The organism is Sorangium sp. So ce693 (assembly GCF_051521375.1).
Classification (GTDB): Bacteria; Myxococcota_A; Polyangia; order Polyangiales; family Polyangiaceae; genus Sorangium; species Sorangium atrum.
The window spans coordinates 10,548,988-10,565,212 of record NZ_CP150347.1 but is presented as its reverse complement, the minus strand read 5'-3'; the positions used below and the strand labels follow the sequence as shown (position 1 = coordinate 10,565,212).

The window sequence follows — 16,225 nt, the reverse complement described above, 5'->3', positions numbered from 1 at the left end:
GTGAATGGCGGAGAGCCAGCCTGATCATTCATTCGCCGGCGCGCCGCCGCCCGGCTCCTCGTGCCAGCCCTCGCCGCAGCATCCCGCGCGAGCTCGCCGCGGCGTCCCGTCCGGGTTCGCCCTCGGTGTCCGGCCGCGGCGAGGAATCCACGCTATAAGAACGGAAATGGCAACTCTGGTCCGAGAGGCCGACGGTACGGCGCGGCCCGGCGAGCGGGCCTCCTCGGGGGCTCGCGTCTTCATCGCGATGAGCGGCGGAGTCGACTCGTCCGTCGCTGCGGCGCGCCTCTGCGACGCTGGATACGAGGTCGTCGGCGTGACGCTGCACCTCTGGGACTACCCCGACGACGGCAGCGTCAAGAGCCGCTGCTGCGCGCCCGAGGATCAGCACGACGCCCGCCGGGTCGCCGACCACCTCGGGATCCCGCACTACACGTTCGACCGGCGCGCCCTGTTCCGGGAGCACGTCGTCGACCCCTTCGTCGAGGCTTACCTCGGGGGTGAGACGCCGAGCCCGTGCGTGGCCTGCAACCGCTCGGTCAAGCTCCGGGAGCTGTTCCCGCTGGCGGAGCGGCTGGGGGTCTCGTGGGTCGCGACGGGCCACTATGCGCGGGTCGTCCTGGAGGAGGGCGGCGCTCGGCTCTACCGCGGCCGCGATCGGCACAAGGATCAGAGCTATTTCCTGCACATGCTCCGGTCGGACGAGCTGTCGCGGCTCCTCTTCCCCCTCGGCGACTCGACCAAGGAGGAGGTGCGCGCCGAGGCGATCGCCCGCGGGCTCCCGGGCGCCGAGAAGGGGGAGAGCCAGGAGCTCTGCTTCATCCCCTCCGGCCGTTACGCGCCGTTCGTGGCCGAGCGCGCCGCGGACAGGCTCCGGCCCGGCCCCATCGTCGATCGGGACGGCCGCGTGGTCGGGGCGCACGGCGGGGTGCACGGCTTCACCGTGGGCCAGCGCAAGGGCATCGGCGTCTCGCTCGGCCGGCCCGCGTTCGTCGTGGGCCTCGACGCCGCGTCCGGCGCGGTGCACCTCGGCGACGAGGGCGATCTGTACGCCGCGGGCGCCGAGATCGCCGACGCGGTGTGGTGCGACGACGCGGTCTTCCCCCTGGAGGCCGAGGTGCGGGTGCGCGCGCGGCACGAGGCGGCGCCTGGCATCATCGAGCGGCGCCGCGACCCCGCGACGGGCGCGGAGAGCTTCGTTGCGCGGTTCGCGAGCCCGGTGCGGTCCGTCTCTCCGGGGCAGATGGCCGTGGTCTACCGGGGCGATCGCGTCCTCGGGGGAGGCCGCATCAAGGCGGCCCTTCGCTCGCAGGCGGCGTCATGAGGGCCCGCGCGCTCGTGCCCCTCGCCTGCGCGCTCTCGCTCGGGTGCTCGCTGGGGCAGGGGGAAGGCGAGGTCATCAGCGAACGGCTGCGCGCGGCCGGCTGCTGGGACGACAGCTACGACATGAGCCCGGACTTCTTCGCCGCGGTCCCCTACCGCTCCACATTGCAGGTCCGGGTGCAGCGCGGGAGCGATCTGCAGGAGATCTCGGACGGGCTCGCGGTCCTGATCGATGACGTCGACCTCATCCGCGGGGACGGGACCGTGAACAAGCTCGACGTCGACCTGAGCGTGGGGCTCCCGCCCGGCGTCGAGCTTCCGGGCTCGCCTCCGCCGACGCCGAAGCCGGAGGGGCTCGCGCCGCTCGTGCACATGGCGCTTTACCTCCAGCGGTCCTGCCACAACCAGAACATCGTGCTCTACGCCGTCGACGGGACCATCAAGTTCCAGGCGCTGTTCAGCGGCGATCCCAACGAGACGGATGCGGTCGACAAGTACACCGACGCGACGTTCGACGTCTGGGTCGGCGATCCGCGCGACGCAGGGCTCGGTCACCCAGCAGACGCCATCCCTCGGGAGCTCCTCTCGCGGGTCACCGGGGGGTTCCGCTTCTACTTCGAGCGAGGTCAACCTGGGCAACCGTTCCCCTGAGCCCGTCACGACTCCGTCCTCGGTCTCAGGCGGTGTCCTACCTGTCGGGACAGGAGCTTTCAGCGCCCCGGTGGATTGAAGCTGACCATCTGGAAGGTGTCCTGGCCGAGACGACATGGCAAAGCGCCGCGAACTCGCGGTAAAGTAGTGACCGCTCATGCCCCAACCCCCGCCTCGACCCGCATCGCGAATGGGCGGACCTCCAAGCCCCGGGTCGACCAATGCATCGCCTGAAGCGCGCGCGAAGGAGTCCGAGAAGCAGCAGGGGACCTACTTCCTGGGCCGTTACCGTGTGGTCGACGAGATCGGGGTGGGCGGAATGGCGAGCGTTCACCTGGCTCGCATGGATGGCCCGGGCGGCTTCCAAAAGTGGGTCGCGATCAAGCGGATCCATCCTCATCTGGTCGAGGACGATCAGTTCGTCGACATGTTCCTGGATGAGGCGCGCATCGCGGCTGGCATCAACCACGCCAATGTCGCGCAGGTCTTCGACCTCGGGAAGGACGACAACACCTACTGGATCGCCATGGAGTACCTCCACGGCGAGCCGCTCCGGGAGGTGATGCGCCGCGCGGAGGAGCGCCGGCTGCGCATCTCGCCCGAGCTCGCTGCGCGCATCTGCTCCGATGCCGCAGAGGGGCTTCACGCCGCTCACGAGCTGCGCGGAAAGAACGGCCAGCTGCTCGGCCTTGTGCACCGCGACGTCACGCCGCACAACCTGTTCCTCACCTACGACGGCTACACCAAGGTCGTGGATTTCGGGATCGCCAAGGTGGCCGACCGGCTGTCGTCCACCCGCGCGGGAACGCTGAAAGGCAAGTTGGCCTACATGTCTCCCGAGCAGGTGCGCGGCAACGAGATCGATCGCACGACCGACGTGTTCGCGCTCGGGGTCGTCCTCTGGGAGCTCACGACGAACCAGCGCCTCTTCCGGATGGATACGGATCTCGACACGCTCGAGAAGGTGCAGGCCTGCGTGGTCCCGCCGCCGTCCACGATCGTGCCCGACTATCCGATCGAGCTGGAGAGCGTGGTCATGAAAGCGCTCGCCAAGCACAAGCAAGATCGCTTCCAGACAGCGCGTGAGTTCTCGCGAGCCCTGCAGAATTTCCTGATGAGGAGCGGGGTCTTCGTTGGCTCCGAAGAGGTCGCGCAGTTCGTGCAGCAGGTGTTCGTCGATCGCATCCAGAAGCGCGAGGCGCACCTCGCGTGGGCCGCCGAGGTGACGTCCACCATCAACGTCGAGCAGGTGCGCTCGCGCAGCTCGACGACGGCCACGGACAGCGTCGGGCTGCGCAGCCGCGGTCGAGAGCCTGAGCCGCAGCAGCGCCTCACGCCGCCGCAGATCCTGCGGCAGAACGCTCCGCCGGCGAGCGGGATCGCGCCGGTCGGGCGCCCGCCGTCGAGGGACGCGGACGACAGGCAGATGTCCGCCTCATCGCTGATGGACGACGATGAGGATGTCCCGACGACGGTCGCGACGCGCGAGCAAGCCGAGCCGGTGCGATCCCTTCCTCATGGGGAGCGCCCGATGATGCGCCCGGCGGCCGGCACGGTGCCCGAGCCGATGCCAGCGCAGCCTCGCCAGGCCGGCGTCCAGTCCGGCATTCCCACGGTGCGTCCTGGCATGCCGACGGCGCGCCCCGGCTTTTCGCCAGCCTACCCGAGCCCACCGCGCGTGCCCGGCGGCCACGACCCTGCTCCGCCTCCGCTCTCCTCGAGCCCGTACCCGCCGCGCGACTTCGACACCGGCGAGCTCGCGCGCCTCCCCAAGGGCGGCCTCCTGGACAGCGATCTGGGCAATCCGCTCGCGTCCACGCTCGCGCTCCCGTCGCAGGAGCCACCGCCGGTTCTTCAGGGCGCGAGCGAGCCTGCGCGTCACGCGCGGGTGACCAGGACCCCCGCCGTCGCTGTGCCGTCGCCGGGGCACGCTGCCGTCCCGTATGCGCTCCCGTTCAATGGCCAGGGTCATGCCCCGGCCCATGCGCCCGCTGTCAGCGCGCCGGTGCAGGCGGCACCGGCGCCGATGACCGTGGGGCAGGCCCAGCTGTTCGCGTCCGCGGCGACAGCGCAGCCTCCGCAGTCGCAGATCGAGACCGCGCTCTCCCTGCCGCGCCCGGATCCGGCGGCCATCTGGGCCGCCACGCAGGACGCGGCGTCCAAGGGCAACGGCAGGAACACGCTCGTGCTCGTCGCCGTCATCACCCTCACCGTGCTGTGCGTGCTCGGTATCGGCGCGCTGATCTACATGAAGACGAGCGCCGTGCAGTCCTCGCCCTCCAGGGGCGTGGACGCTGTCCCTGCGTCGCCCGCCTCGACGGACGCGACCACCACGGGCCAGTCGAGCTCCTGCGTGCAGGGGCGCCCCGCGGGGGCCTTTCGCGCGCGCGGTCTCGCCCTCCGCGACCGAGCGTCCATCGTCCACCCCGGCCCGAACAGCCCGCAGCGCCTTACGATGAAGGGATGAAGTCTGTCCACCGCCGCTCGAACGGTGCCAGGGCGCGGCACCGCCCCGGCGAGCGAACCCAGCTGCGTATCGAGGCGCTGGCCGCCGGGGGCGCAGGGGTCGGTCGGCTCGCGGGCGAGGTCGTCTTCGTCCCTGCGACCGCGCCGGGGGATCTCGTCGAGGTCGAGCTCGACCGGAGCGCACGCCCGGCGAGGGGCCGGCTCCTCGGTGTCGTCGAGCCGAGCGCCGATCGCGTCGCTCCGCCGTGCCGCTTCGCGGACGCCTGCGGCGGCTGCGACTGGATGCACGTCCGTATCGAGGCGCAGCAGCTCGCGCATGAGCACATCGTCCGACAAGCCATCGCGCGGGCGACGTCGCTCGCCGAGGCCGAGCTGCCGCCGATCCGCGTCCATCCGGCCCCCCTGCCGCTCGGCTACCGGTCGCGGGCGAGGTTGTTCGCGCGCTCGGAGCGCGGCGAGGTGCGCGTGGGCTATCGCGCGCCGAGGACGCACGCCGTGGCGGCGGTCGATCGCTGCGTGGTGCTTGTCGACGCGATCGCGCCGCTCGCCGGCGAGCTGCCCGGCGTCCTCCGTGGAGCCGTGGGGGAGGGCGATGTCCTGATCTCGCTGGGCGCCTCGAGCCGCCCGGTGGTCGAGATCCTGTGGCGTGGTCAGCTGCCGCCGGCCGTGTGGCAGCGGCTGGACGAGCGCACGGCGCGCGGCGAGTGGGCCGGCGCTCGCGTCACGCTCGACGGCGCGCGCGAGGCCGCGTCGTTCGGCGATCCGCGGCCCACGATCCTGGGAGCGGACGGCCTGCCGCTGTTCCTCGCGCCGGGCGGCTTCGGGCAGCCGTCCGAGGAAGGGGCGGCCGTCCTCGCCCGCCGCGCCGCCGAGCTCGCCCACCTCGACTCCACCCGGCCGCCGCACGTCCTTGAGCTGTTCGCCGGCAGCGGGACGCTCTCCGTGCTGCTCGCGCGCGGCGCGCAGCGACCCTCCCCGGCCGCGGAGCCCGCCGGGGCCGCGGCCTCCGGCCACGCGGGGCTCGCGTCCTTCACGGCCGTCGAGCTCTCGTCCGAAGCGGTCGCTTGCCTGCGGCAGAACCTCGCCGCTCGAGGCCTCGCCGGCAAGGCGATCGAGGCGGACGCCGATCAGCACCCGATCCCGGCGCGCACCGACGTCGTGGTGCTGGATCCGCCGCGCAGCGGGGCCCCAGGCGCGGCGCGCGCGATCGCCGCCTCGAGCGCGCGTGTGGTCGTCTACGTCTCGTGCGACCCGGCCACGCTCGCGCGCGATCTCGGCGGGATCCTCCGCGGCGGCTTCGAGATCACGGACATCGAGGCGGTCGAGCTCTTTCCTCAGACGAGCCATATCGAGTCGATCGTCCGGCTCTCCCGCGCCCGCAGATCCGCTCGCTGATCCGCGCGGGCATGCCGGCCTGCTCGCCGCGCCGACCGCTGCTCCGACGAGCTCGGCCGGAGGGCCGCGCGCGGCCGCGTGGCGCCGTCGCACGGCGGCTTGCGCTACGCTGCCGGGGATGATTCACCACCTCGACGATCGACTCCGCGAAGAGGCGCGGCGCTATCGTCTCGTGTTCGCCTGCCCCGATTGCGCCTCGTTCGATCCGGTGGCCCCCGACCCCGACGAGGCGGGCGCCGGGCCGCCTGGCCGCGGGCCTCGTTGCTCGCTCGGCTACCCGGTCGCGCCGCACCTGAGCACCTCGCTCGAGGGGCGCGACGAGATCATCTTCTGCAAAGCGTTCGAGCTGCGATGAGCCCTCCTGCCGGACCTCCCCCGCCGCCCAGGCGGGGCCGGTCGCACCCCCCGTCGCTGATCCGCCTCGCCGAGCGGCTGATCCGGGACGAGAGGCTGCTCGCTCGAGGCGACGTCGTGCTCTGCGCCTGCTCCGGAGGCCCCGACTCGACCGCGCTGCTGCACGTCCTTTCGCTGCTCCGGCGGCGGATCGGCCACGAGGTGGTCGCGCACGGCGTCGACCACGGCCTCCGCGCCGCGGCCGCGGCCGAGCTCGCGATCGCGCGCGACCTGTCCGAGCAGCTCGGGGTTCCTTACGCCGAGACCCGCGTGGACGTGGCTCCCGGCGCGAACCTCCAGGCCAGGGCGCGCGCCGCCCGGTTTGCCGCGCTGGCGGCTGCAGCGGCGGCGTGTGGCGCCCGCGCGATCGCGACAGGCCACACCGCGGACGACCGGGCAGAGACGGTGCTCTTGCGCCTGCTGCGGGGCGCGGGGCCCCGTGGGCTCGCCGTCCTGCCGCCGCGCGCCCCGCTCCCGTCCGACGCCGCTGGCGCGGCGTGCCAGGACCAGGAGCCGGGGTCGGCGGCGGGCATCGAGCTCATCCGCCCCTTGCTCCAGGCCCGCCGCGCCGACGTCCTCGCCCACCTCGGCCGACATCGACTGGCGTTCGCCGAGGATCCCAGCAACAGGGATCCTCGTTTCACGCGCGTCCGCGTCCGCCGCGAGCTCCTCCCGCTCCTCGAGGACCTGTCGCCGGCCATCGTCGAGCACCTCTGCGCGCTCTCGGACATGCTCGTCGCCGGGCGAGATCGGCCGCATGGCGGCGATCCAGACGTCCTCGACGGCAGCGAGCCGCTGTCGATTCCGCTCGGTCGGGCGCAGCGATTCGCGATCGAGCGGGCTCGCAAGCTGGGGCGGCCGCTGCGCGTCCGCGTTCGCGGCGGCGAAGACATCGCCGTGGGCTTTCCAGAGGAGTCCAGCGTGCTTATCGAGGACGGGTCTGCACGTCGCGGGACCTGACCGCATGCACCCCACCCGCGGCCCCTGTCGAGTCCCCTTTTTTCGCTGCGTCACCACGGTGGAGACCTGCGGTCGACGACCGAGCCGACGGGTGGCATGCTGACTGGAACACGCGTACAATTTCAGTACACGCCGGCTCGCCGCCGCGAGCTTAGAGGGTCCTCGTGAAGCAATCGCACAAGACGCTGCTGCTCTGGGTTCTGCTGATCATGATGTTCTTGGCGATCTGGCAGTTCTTGAGCCCGGATTCCCGGCCCGCCACACAAGTCGCGTTCAGCGAGTTCATGGCCCAGGTCCAGGTCGAGGCCAAGGACAAGGATCCGCACGTCGAGTCGGTCACGATCAAGGACCGCGAGTACACCTTCTGGGTCAAGGACCCGAAGAGCGGGACGAAGACGAAGAAGGTCACGATCGGGCCTGACAACGCCGACGAGATCACGAAGACGATCGTCGACAACAAGGTCGCGGTGTTCTTCGAGAAGGAAGAGACGTCGCCGTTCTGGCCGGGGGCGATCATGTACCTCCTGCCGACGGTCTTCCTGCTCGTGATGTTCTATCTGTTCATGCGCCAGCTCCAGGCCGGCGGCGGCAAGGCGATGAGCTTCGGCAAGTCGCGCGCGCGGCTGCTCAGCGAGGCGCAGAACAAGGTGACGTTCGCCGACGTCGCGGGCATCGACGAGGCGAAGGACGAGCTCGAGGAGATCATCGCGTTCCTCAAGGACCCGAAGAAGTTCCAGAAGCTCGGCGGCCGGATCCCCAAGGGCGTCCTGATGATGGGCCCCCCCGGGACGGGCAAGACGCTCCTCGCGCGCGCGATCGCCGGCGAGGCGGGCGTGCCGTTCTTCTCGATCTCCGGCTCAGATTTCGTCGAGATGTTCGTCGGCGTCGGCGCGAGCCGGGTGCGCGACCTGTTCGAGCAGGGCAAGAAGCACGCGCCGTGCATCATCTTCATCGATGAGATCGACGCGGTCGGCCGCCACCGCGGCGCGGGGCTCGGCGGCGGTCATGACGAGCGCGAGCAGACGTTGAACCAGCTGCTCGTCGAGATGGACGGCTTCGAGTCGAACGAGGGCGTGATCATCGTCGCCGCGACGAACCGCCCCGACGTCCTCGACCCTGCGATCCTGCGGCCTGGCCGCTTCGACCGGCGCATCGTCGTGAACCGCCCCGACGTGCGCGGCCGCGAGGGCATCCTCCGGGTGCACACGAAGAAGGTCCCGCTCGGTCCGGATGTCGACATGGAGATCCTGGCGCGGGGCACGCCCGGGTTCGTCGGTGCCGACATCGAGAACCTTGTCAACGAGGCGGCCCTCCTCGCGGCGCGTCAGGACAAGGACGTCGTCTCGATGGCCGACTTCGAGATGGCCAAGGACAAGGTGCTGATGGGCGCCGAGCGCCGCAGCATGGTCATCAGCGACGAGGAGAAGCGGACCACGGCCTACCACGAGGCCGGGCACGCGCTCGTCGCGAAGCTCCTGGAGAAGTTCTCGGATCCGGTCCACAAGGTGACGATCATCCCGCGCGGCCCGGCGCTCGGCCTCACGCAGCAGCTGCCGAAGGAGGACCGGCTCAGCATGTCGCGCGACTTCGCCAAGGCGCGGCTGTCCGTGCTGATGGGCGGCCGGGTGGCGGAGGAGATCGTGTTCGGCCAGTTCACGACGGGCGCGGGCAACGACATCAAGCAGGCGTCGAACCTCGCGCGGCGCATGGTGACCGAGTTCGGCATGAGCGACGTGATCGGGCCGATCTCGTACGGCGCGGACGAGGAGAGCGTGTTCCTCGGGCGCGATTTCACGAGCCGGCGCCGCGACTACTCGGAGACGATCGCCAACCAGATCGACGACGAGGTGCGGCGGTTCATCCTCGACGCCCACGCCGAGGCGCGGCAGCTCCTCACGGACAACCGCGAGATCCTCGAGCGGCTCGCCACGGCGCTCCTCGAGCGCGAGACGCTGGACGCCGAGGAGGTCGACGCCATCGTCGGGGGCCGCGAGCTGCCGCAGCGCCAGCGCGTCGTGATCCCGAGCTACAGCGATCGGGATCGCGCCGCCAAGGAGAAGCGCCGCGCGGCCAGCATCTTCGGCACCCCGAAGCCCGCCCCGAGCACCTGATCCCGGAGCGCAGGGGTGGCGCCCGACGCCTCGGGCGGCACCCCCAACGCACTTGCGGCGCCGCGCGGGATGGCGCGGCGCCCCGAGTCCCCTCGATTCCCTGCCCCATCAGAAGAGCGACGCGCGCGGCCGGCGCGCTCCCCGGATCGCCTCAGGGGGCGGTCAGCGTTGCCTGCAGGAACGCCCACTGCTGCAGATCGGCCGGGCGGCCGTCGTCGTGCGCGCGGTTCGCGCTCGTGAAGATCGCCTTGGCGCCGTCACCGAAGATGAACAGGCCGTAGCCGAGCGCGAGCCGCAGCGGCTCCCATGGCTGCAAGGCGAGCGAGAGATCGATCTCGTGGCCCAGCGTCCGGCTCTCGTTGTCGCTGGCGGCGCCGACGGGGAGGAGGCGCGCCGTCACCCACCTGCCTGTTGGAGAGGCGAGGCCGACGAACGTGTATCCGGCGGAGACGGTCAGCGGCTCGAAGGGCGAGGCGCGGACGCTTCCGCCCCCCTCGATCACGTTGGACCACGCGTAGAGCCCCATGGGGCCGTGGTTGTCCTGCGCGTCGGGCAGGATCGGATCGAAGCGGCGCTGCGCCTCGCCCACCTCGAGCGCGCCATCGTCGCCCGTCGCGTAGGCGCCGCGGGCGCTGAAGGTGAGGTGCGCGGGGAGCGCCGTCTCGAGCTCTGCCCGCGCTGCGGCCGCGAACGCGCCGAGAGCGCGGTCGGCCGCGAACGTGGCCACGCGGCCGAGCTCGTACGCCCCCTCGATCGCGTAGCGAAAGCCCCGGCGGTCGCCGGAGACGCGCGCGTCGAGGACGACGGTGTCGCCGGGCGTCAGCCAGGTCGGGCGCGGCTCCCGGGTGATGCGCGCGAGCGCCGTGGCCTCGAGGTGGAGCAGGGGAGCGACCCGCCAGATCGCGTTCAGGCCGTAGAGCTGGGCCCCTGTCCCGGCGGCGATGGGCTTGCGCGTCCCTGCCACCTCGGGCGGAGCGCCTCCCGGCGCAGCGAGGAGCACGGCCATCGCCTCGATGTCGACGTTGCCGAGCTGCAGCCCTGCGCGCACCGCATCGAGCGATCGCCCGGTGAGCGTCTCGTCGTCCGCTCCGACCAGGCGGCCATCGCCCCACGCGATCCGCTGCCGGCCCAGCCGGACGAAGGCGCGGCGTCCCGAGCGTGTGTGCAGATCGATGTACGCCTCGTAGGGCGCCGTCTCCGGGAGGGCCGGCTCGCCCGGCCCGACGAAGATCGCGTCGTCGTTCCCCCAGAGCCGCGCGTCCTGCAGCGTGACGACGCCCGTGACGGGGCCGCGCTCGACGGTCAGCCCGAGGCGCGCGCGCTGGGCGAAGAACCACTGCGTCTTGACGACGTTGCCGGTGTCGCTGAGCGGCGGCAGCGCGCCTCCGAAGCCCTCGGCGAGCACCGCGTTCGAGCTGTAGACGTCGCCGCCCGTGTCGACCGGGTACCGGCGGAACTCTCCGCGGAGCCGGAGCTCCACCGAGGGGCGGAACGTGAACCCGCCGACGGCCAGGCCCTCCGACTGCGGCGACGCCTGCGCCGCCGCCCTTCGGGGCGCGAACGTGAGCGCGAGGAGCGCCGATCCCAGAGCGATGGAGGCGAACGGCAGGGATCGGATCATCAGCGAAGAGGGCCGGTGCGCGGGGTCGTCGGACTGCAGAGGTGCGGCCAGGACCGCGGCGTTCGGGCGGGCGGCGCTCCTGGATCGCTCGCGGAGGATAGGCGTCCCGATGCGCGTCGGACAAGTGGGGAAGCGGCTCCGCTCCTTCCCGACGGCCCCGGCGTCCGACGGGGACAGCTGGCGTGCCGCGCGCCATGCGGCGTGCGCCAAGCGCCAAGCGCCATGCGCCTGGCCGCCGACGTCAGGGATCGAAATCGTCCTCGCCGCGCGACACCGGCGGCTTGGGTGGCTTCGGGGCGGCCCCTGCGCTGCTCCCGCCCCGCGGCGGCGACTTCACGCTCGCGGCGGGCTGCCTCGGCGGCGGTCGGCTCGCCGCGCCCCGCCGCGCCGGAGCGTCGCCCGAATCGACGGCGAGCACCAGATCGAGCGCGAGCTTCGACGCCCTGCCGGCGTGTCGATCCGCGGCCGCGCCCGCTTCAGCGATCACGCGCTCGGCCGCCTCGAGCTCGTGCTTCACCTCGCGGCGCTGCGGATCGTCCGCGAGCGCCTCGGCCCATGCGGCCGCCAGCGACGCCCGCTTCTTCTCGAGCTCCGCGGCGCGGTTCGAGAGCTCGCCGAGCTGCTTCGACGTCGCGAGGGAGCTCTTCAAGGACGCCTCGAACGCAGCGATGGTGTCCCTGTCCTCCGCGTCCAGCGCGCGCCCGCCTCGGGCGCTCACGATCCGCGCTTCTGGCACGAGCTCGACCTGGAGCAGCACGCCCGCCGCGCGGAGCTCCGCGGCGCGCGCGCGCGCCGCTTCGAGCGCCGCCTTGCGGTCCGATCTCGGATCGAGCCCCAGCGCGCGCGAGAGCTCGGCCGGCGCCGCGTTCGAGAGCTCCTCGGCCTTCAGCGACTCGTCGCGGAGCGCCCGGGCGGCCTCGAAGAACTCGTCGTAGGGCTGCTTGCCCGTGCGCAGGGCCCGCCCCTGATCGAGCAGCGAGACCTGCGCGGTGCACGCGGCGAGCAAGGGCGCGGGCGGCGCGACCAGCAGCAGCGCGAGCGCCGCCGCGCGGAGCCGGCTCGCGCGCTCCGGCGGCCTTGTCATCCACATTGGAGGATGACCCCCCAGAGCTCGTAGCTCGCGGCAGGCTTCGAGAGGAACACCACGCCCACGTAACCGGAGCGCGACGACACGCCGAGCACGCCTTGCCCGAAGTTGCCGGCCGGCGGCGAGAGCGCGATCGGATCCCCGATCGGGGAGAAGTCGGCGGCCAGGGTCTGCGCGCGCATGGCGCGGCTCCCCGGAGGGCCTTCGGTCCACACGAGGAGCCAGCGTCCATCGCCGAGCCCCGCGATATCCGGCGCGAAGGCGTCGCCCCCGGGGCCGCCGGAAGGGAGCGGGATCACCTGGGTCGACCTGGGGATGGACCCGGGAGCGGCCTGCCCGGCGCGGATCTCCCATCGCCCATCCGCTGGCCGATCGGCAAAGACGACGGCGAGCGCGCGCTCGTTCCATCCGAGCGATGGCTTGCCGATCGAGCCTCCGGAGCCGGTCACCCGGGTGAGCTCGCCGACGGGCTTGCGCTCGGCGTCGAGCCAGCCTGCCCACACGGCCTTCTCGCGGCGGAACGCGACGGCGTAGCCGCCGGAGCCGGCCGCGAGCGCGCGCGGCGCCTCGAGCGGCTCATCACCTTGCACCGGCCAGAGCGGGGAGGGGGCGGCGTCGGGGGCATCGGCCGCCACCAGAGCGCCGTTCGCCAGACCGACGACGAACGACCTCGGCCCCGGCACGCTGACGGGGGAGCGGATGGCCTGCTGCGCGGCCGTGAGGACGGTGAAGCGCTCCTCGACCGGCGAGATGCTCACGATGTCGGCGGCCTCCCGGTTCGAGAACCGCTCGCTCCGCTCCCCGGTCGCGGGATCGATCTCGAGGCCGACGGCCTCCATGGGGCTCTTCGCGTACCCCACCACGAGCTTGCCGCCCTTCGTTGCCGTGACCTCGAAGGGGATGCTCTTCGCAACGAGCGGCGCCCATGGCTGGGGCTGACGCGCCACCCAGCAGGGCTTCGGCGGGACGGGGATCGCCGAGCGCGCGGCGTCCTGCGCTGCGCCGAGCGCCGTGCGCGCCGTCCCGACCGGCTGCCGCGCGGTCATGACGGAGCGGCGGCCCGCGAAGAAGGCGACGACGCTCATGAGCAGCGCCGCCCCGCAGAGGCCGATGAGCGACGAGACCGGCACGGTCACGGCTGCAGAGAGCCCCTTGCCGTCGCCGCGTCGCGCCGCGAGCGCGCGCGGGTTGAGCGCTGGCGGGCCGTTGCCCGATCCAGGGACGGAGCCGCGATCCGAGCGCTGGCCCGAGGCCTGGAGCGCGTCGGCGGCCGCCGAGCTGCGCTGCGGGTTCGGCAGCCCCGGCAGCCCTGGCCACGAGCGCATCGCCGAGTGCCCCTGCGACGCGCTCGATCCGACGCCGACCGACGGGATCGTCGCGTACTCGCGGCGCCCCATCGGCGCCTCGGCAGCCAGAGGAGAGCGCTTCGTCTCGCTGGGCACGGGCGGCCCGGGGAGCTCCGGGGTCTCGCGGTGCAGCACCGTGGTGGAGGGCTCCGGGGCGTCGCCGCGATCGCGGCTCGCCGCGGGCTCGCGGCCGTCGCCGGCGGGCGCGTCCTCGGCGCTGCGGGACGAGGGACCGTCGGTGGACGTCGCTGGGCTCGCAGGGCGCGATCCTGGCGACGCCATCGCCGTGGGGACGGCGCCCGTGACAGGCGCAGCGTCGGCCGGTGGGGCCGGCGCGGCGAGGGGCAAGGTCGGCGCTGCCAGCGAGGCCGACGGCGAGGGGGGCGCTGCTGCCAAGGGCGTGGCGCGGGCCGCGTCCGCGGGGGGGCGCGGCGGCGGCGCGGGGAGCGCTCCGAGACGGACGAGGGCCTTTGCGCCGGCCGCCGTCTGATCCGGTGCGTCAGGCGCGCGCGGGCCCGCAGGCCGCTTCGCGGCGACGGCGGGGAACCGGACCGGAACTGGAGGTGGCGGCACGGAGCGCTTCCCCGTGGGCGCGGGGCGCTTCGTGGCGCGGCCGGGGCTCGAGGGCGCCGGTGGTGTCGCCGAGAGGGGCTTGCCGGCGCCTTGATCGGCGCCGGTCGTCGCTCCGCCGCGCCCATCGTTCTGCGGCGCAGCGCCCGTCAGCGCCGCGTCGCGATCGAGGGGGAGAGGCGGGGGCCGGGGTGGTCTGCCCTCCGCGCGCGACGTCATACCGCCCGCGGCCCTCGGCGCTGCCCCCGGCCTGCTGGGCGCAGCTGCCCCCGGCCTGCTGGGCGCAGCCGCGCCCGCCGCGCGCCTCGGCGGCGCCGGCGGATCGCCGTCCGCCGTCGCGCCGGCATCGCCCGCGGCGCTGCCTGCGTCTGCGGCAGGGCGCTGACCCGCCGAGCTCTCCTCGGGTTCCTCCGCCCCCGAAGGGAGCTTGGGCGCGCGCGGGATCTCGGTCGTTCCCTGGTCTCCGGGCGAGGGACCGTCGTAACGGGGCAGCTGGGTGATCGCGCGGGCGACCCCCGCATCGAACGTTCCGCCCGCGGCCGGCACGACGATCGGCGCGTTCTGTCCGCTGGCCGGCGCGTCTGCCGGCGCCTCGACGCCCGTGAGCGTCCGCATGGACTCGCGCTTGCGCGGCGGCGGGGGAGGCGGCTGCGGTCGCGTGGTCGCCCGGGTCGCGTGCTGCGCCGCCGGCTTCCGCCCGTTCGCGGACCTCTCCGCGGGCGCCGGACCGATGGGCTGGCCGCTGCGCGCGGGCGCCGGACCCAGATCCTCGATGAGCTCGATCTCCAGCGCCGCCCCGTCCTCGCGAGCGGCCTCTTCGGCCCCGGCGGCTGGCCTCTCGGGCGCGGCGGTGCGCGCCTCGGGCTTGCGCCGGAGCTGGGCGGCATCGGCGAGCTCAGGCTGCCTGGACGCGGGCGCCCAGGCGTCCATGCCCTTGCGCCAGACGAGCGTGGAGCCTGGAATGATCCCGGCAGACAGCGCGCTGCGCAGCTCGGCGGTGCTCAGGCTCCGCTGGACGCCGCGCTCATCCGTCCATCTCCACGCGCTCAACGGGGGCCCCTCCGCCAGCTGGTAGAGCGCCGGAATTTCAGGACGTGAACCACGACGATCGCGATCGTACCGCGCGTCGTTTGCAAAGAGATCTTCTTTCGTGCGCCCACGCAACCGCACGTCCACTCACGACGAAGATCGCGCTGGTCGCTCATGAGCCCTTCCCGCGCCCTCGTCGCCGCAGTCCGCTCCGTGCTCGCCGCCGCTGCGCGCACGCTCAGCCCGCCGGCCTGTGCGGGCTGTGACACCCCGATCGACGATGCCTCGGTATTCTGCGCCGGTTGCGCGCAGACCTCCCTGCCCTACGCAGGTGGGGCCCCGCGAGGGGGGGCGGGCACGCGCGCCGCGGCGGGGACGCCTCTCGTCGCGTTCGCTCCGTTTGGAGGGGCGGTCGCGGAGGGGATCCGGCGCTTCAAGTATGGAGATCGCCCCGATCTCGCGCGCCCGCTCGGCCGGTTGATGCTCTGCGCGGCGCGCGACGCGGAGGTGCGCGTCGATCTGGTTGTCCCGGTGCCGCTGCATCCGCGCCGTCTCGCCGAGCGCGGGTACAACCAGGCGGCCCTGCTGGCCGCGCACGTCGCTGACGGACTCGCGGTGTCCTTCGCCCCGCGGGCCCTCTGCCGTGTCCGTCCCACCGCGCAGCAGGCGCAGCTCCCGCGCGACGTCCGCCTGCAGAACGTCGCGGGTGCGTTTCGCGTGCGCGCGCCAGAGCGCGTCCAGCGCCGGAGGGTCGCGCTCATCGATGACGTGGCCACCACGGGGGCCACGCTCGCCGCGTGTCGAGATGCGCTCCTTGGCGCGGGCGCAGCTTCGGTGATCTACCTCGTCCTCGCGACGGCCGAGAGCGGGGCGGGCGAGCTCAGAAGCTCACCTCCGTCAGCTCACCGCACTTGACGCGGACGGTCCTGCCTTCGGTGAGCCACCGCGTGCCGTCGCGCGTCGGCTCGCCCAGTCGAACGAAAAAGCGCCCGCAGCGTACCTCGACGGGTCGATCGCTGGGCCCTACCGGCACGCCCGTCACGTAGACGGTCGCGTTCCGGGAGGAGCTGATCTTGAGCAGGCCGTGGCCCTTTCGCGGGGTTGGCAGAGTCGTCGCTGCAGCGTCGACGGATGTCTGCTGTTGAAGGGTTGCCGTTTCGATAGCGGGTAGTGCTGGAGGTGCCGCGGCCTCGGCGGCTGGCAATGCTGGAGGTGCCGCGGCCTCAGCACGTGGTGTCGGGGATGCGGTCGGCGTCGGCTGCGCGGTGGCGTC

Annotated in this window: 11 protein-coding genes; 8 read left to right on the top strand and 3 right to left on the bottom strand. The window is 73.1% G+C overall.

What is annotated here, in order from left to right:
- Nucleotides 1-166: 166 nt before the first annotated feature.
- The 7 genes from mnmA (at nucleotide 167) to ftsH (ending at nucleotide 9,299) form a co-directional block, all read left to right on the top strand.
- Nucleotides 167-1,324, top strand: a complete 1,158-nt coding sequence (gene mnmA, locus WMF14_RS39340; protein ID WP_437794909.1) for a tRNA 2-thiouridine(34) synthase MnmA — start codon at nucleotides 167-169, stop codon at nucleotides 1,322-1,324.
- Entirely contained in the window at nucleotides 1,321-1,974 is a 654-nt protein-coding gene (locus WMF14_RS39335) for a hypothetical protein (protein WP_437794907.1), read from the top strand. Before mnmA ends, WMF14_RS39335 begins: the two co-directional genes overlap by 4 nt.
- A 190-nt stretch (nucleotides 1,975-2,164) precedes the next feature.
- Nucleotides 2,165-4,441, top strand: a complete 2,277-nt coding sequence (locus WMF14_RS39330) for a protein kinase domain-containing protein (protein ID WP_437794904.1) — start codon at nucleotides 2,165-2,167, stop codon at nucleotides 4,439-4,441.
- Entirely contained in the window at nucleotides 4,438-5,835 is a 1,398-nt protein-coding gene (locus tag WMF14_RS39325; RefSeq protein WP_437794902.1) for a class I SAM-dependent RNA methyltransferase, read from the top strand. The genes WMF14_RS39330 and WMF14_RS39325 overlap by 4 nt, the downstream gene beginning before the upstream one ends.
- 118 nt (nucleotides 5,836-5,953) lie before the next feature.
- The gene (locus WMF14_RS39320) at nucleotides 5,954-6,190 is read left to right on the top strand and encodes a hypothetical protein (RefSeq protein ID WP_437794899.1); all 237 of its coding nucleotides are present in this window, start codon (nucleotides 5,954-5,956) and stop codon (nucleotides 6,188-6,190) included.
- Nucleotides 6,187-7,188 carry a tRNA lysidine(34) synthetase TilS gene (gene tilS, locus WMF14_RS39315; protein ID WP_437794897.1) on the top strand — a complete coding sequence of 334 codons (1,002 nt, stop codon included), beginning with the start codon at nucleotides 6,187-6,189 and terminating at the stop codon, nucleotides 7,186-7,188. Before WMF14_RS39320 ends, tilS begins: the two co-directional genes overlap by 4 nt.
- A gap of 164 nt (nucleotides 7,189-7,352) precedes the next feature.
- Nucleotides 7,353-9,299 carry an ATP-dependent zinc metalloprotease FtsH gene (gene ftsH / locus WMF14_RS39310; RefSeq protein ID WP_437525817.1) on the top strand — a complete coding sequence of 649 codons (1,947 nt, stop codon included), beginning with the start codon at nucleotides 7,353-7,355 and terminating at the stop codon, nucleotides 9,297-9,299.
- Nucleotides 9,300-9,450: 151 nt separating this feature from the next.
- Here ftsH and WMF14_RS39305 read toward each other — a convergent pair whose 3' ends face one another.
- From WMF14_RS39305 to WMF14_RS39295, 3 genes are all read right to left on the bottom strand, one after another.
- On the bottom strand, nucleotides 9,451-10,920 hold the full coding sequence (locus tag WMF14_RS39305; RefSeq protein ID WP_437794895.1) for an alginate export family protein: 1,470 nt from the start codon (nucleotides 10,918-10,920) through the stop codon (nucleotides 9,451-9,453).
- A gap of 241 nt (nucleotides 10,921-11,161) precedes the next feature.
- Nucleotides 11,162-12,010 (bottom strand): hypothetical protein, encoded by an 849-nt coding sequence (locus WMF14_RS39300; protein WP_437794893.1) that lies wholly within the window; start codon nucleotides 12,008-12,010, stop codon nucleotides 11,162-11,164.
- Complete coding sequence (locus tag WMF14_RS39295; protein ID WP_437794891.1) at nucleotides 12,001-14,973, bottom strand: GYF domain-containing protein; 2,973 nt, start codon at nucleotides 14,971-14,973, stop codon at nucleotides 12,001-12,003. Before WMF14_RS39295 ends, WMF14_RS39300 begins: the two co-directional genes overlap by 10 nt.
- 153 nt (nucleotides 14,974-15,126) lie before the next feature.
- Between WMF14_RS39295 and WMF14_RS39290 the strand changes: the two genes are divergently transcribed.
- Nucleotides 15,127-15,867, top strand: a complete 741-nt coding sequence (locus WMF14_RS39290) for a ComF family protein (RefSeq protein WP_272102807.1) — start codon at nucleotides 15,127-15,129, stop codon at nucleotides 15,865-15,867.
- Nucleotides 15,868-16,225 lie beyond the last annotated feature (358 nt).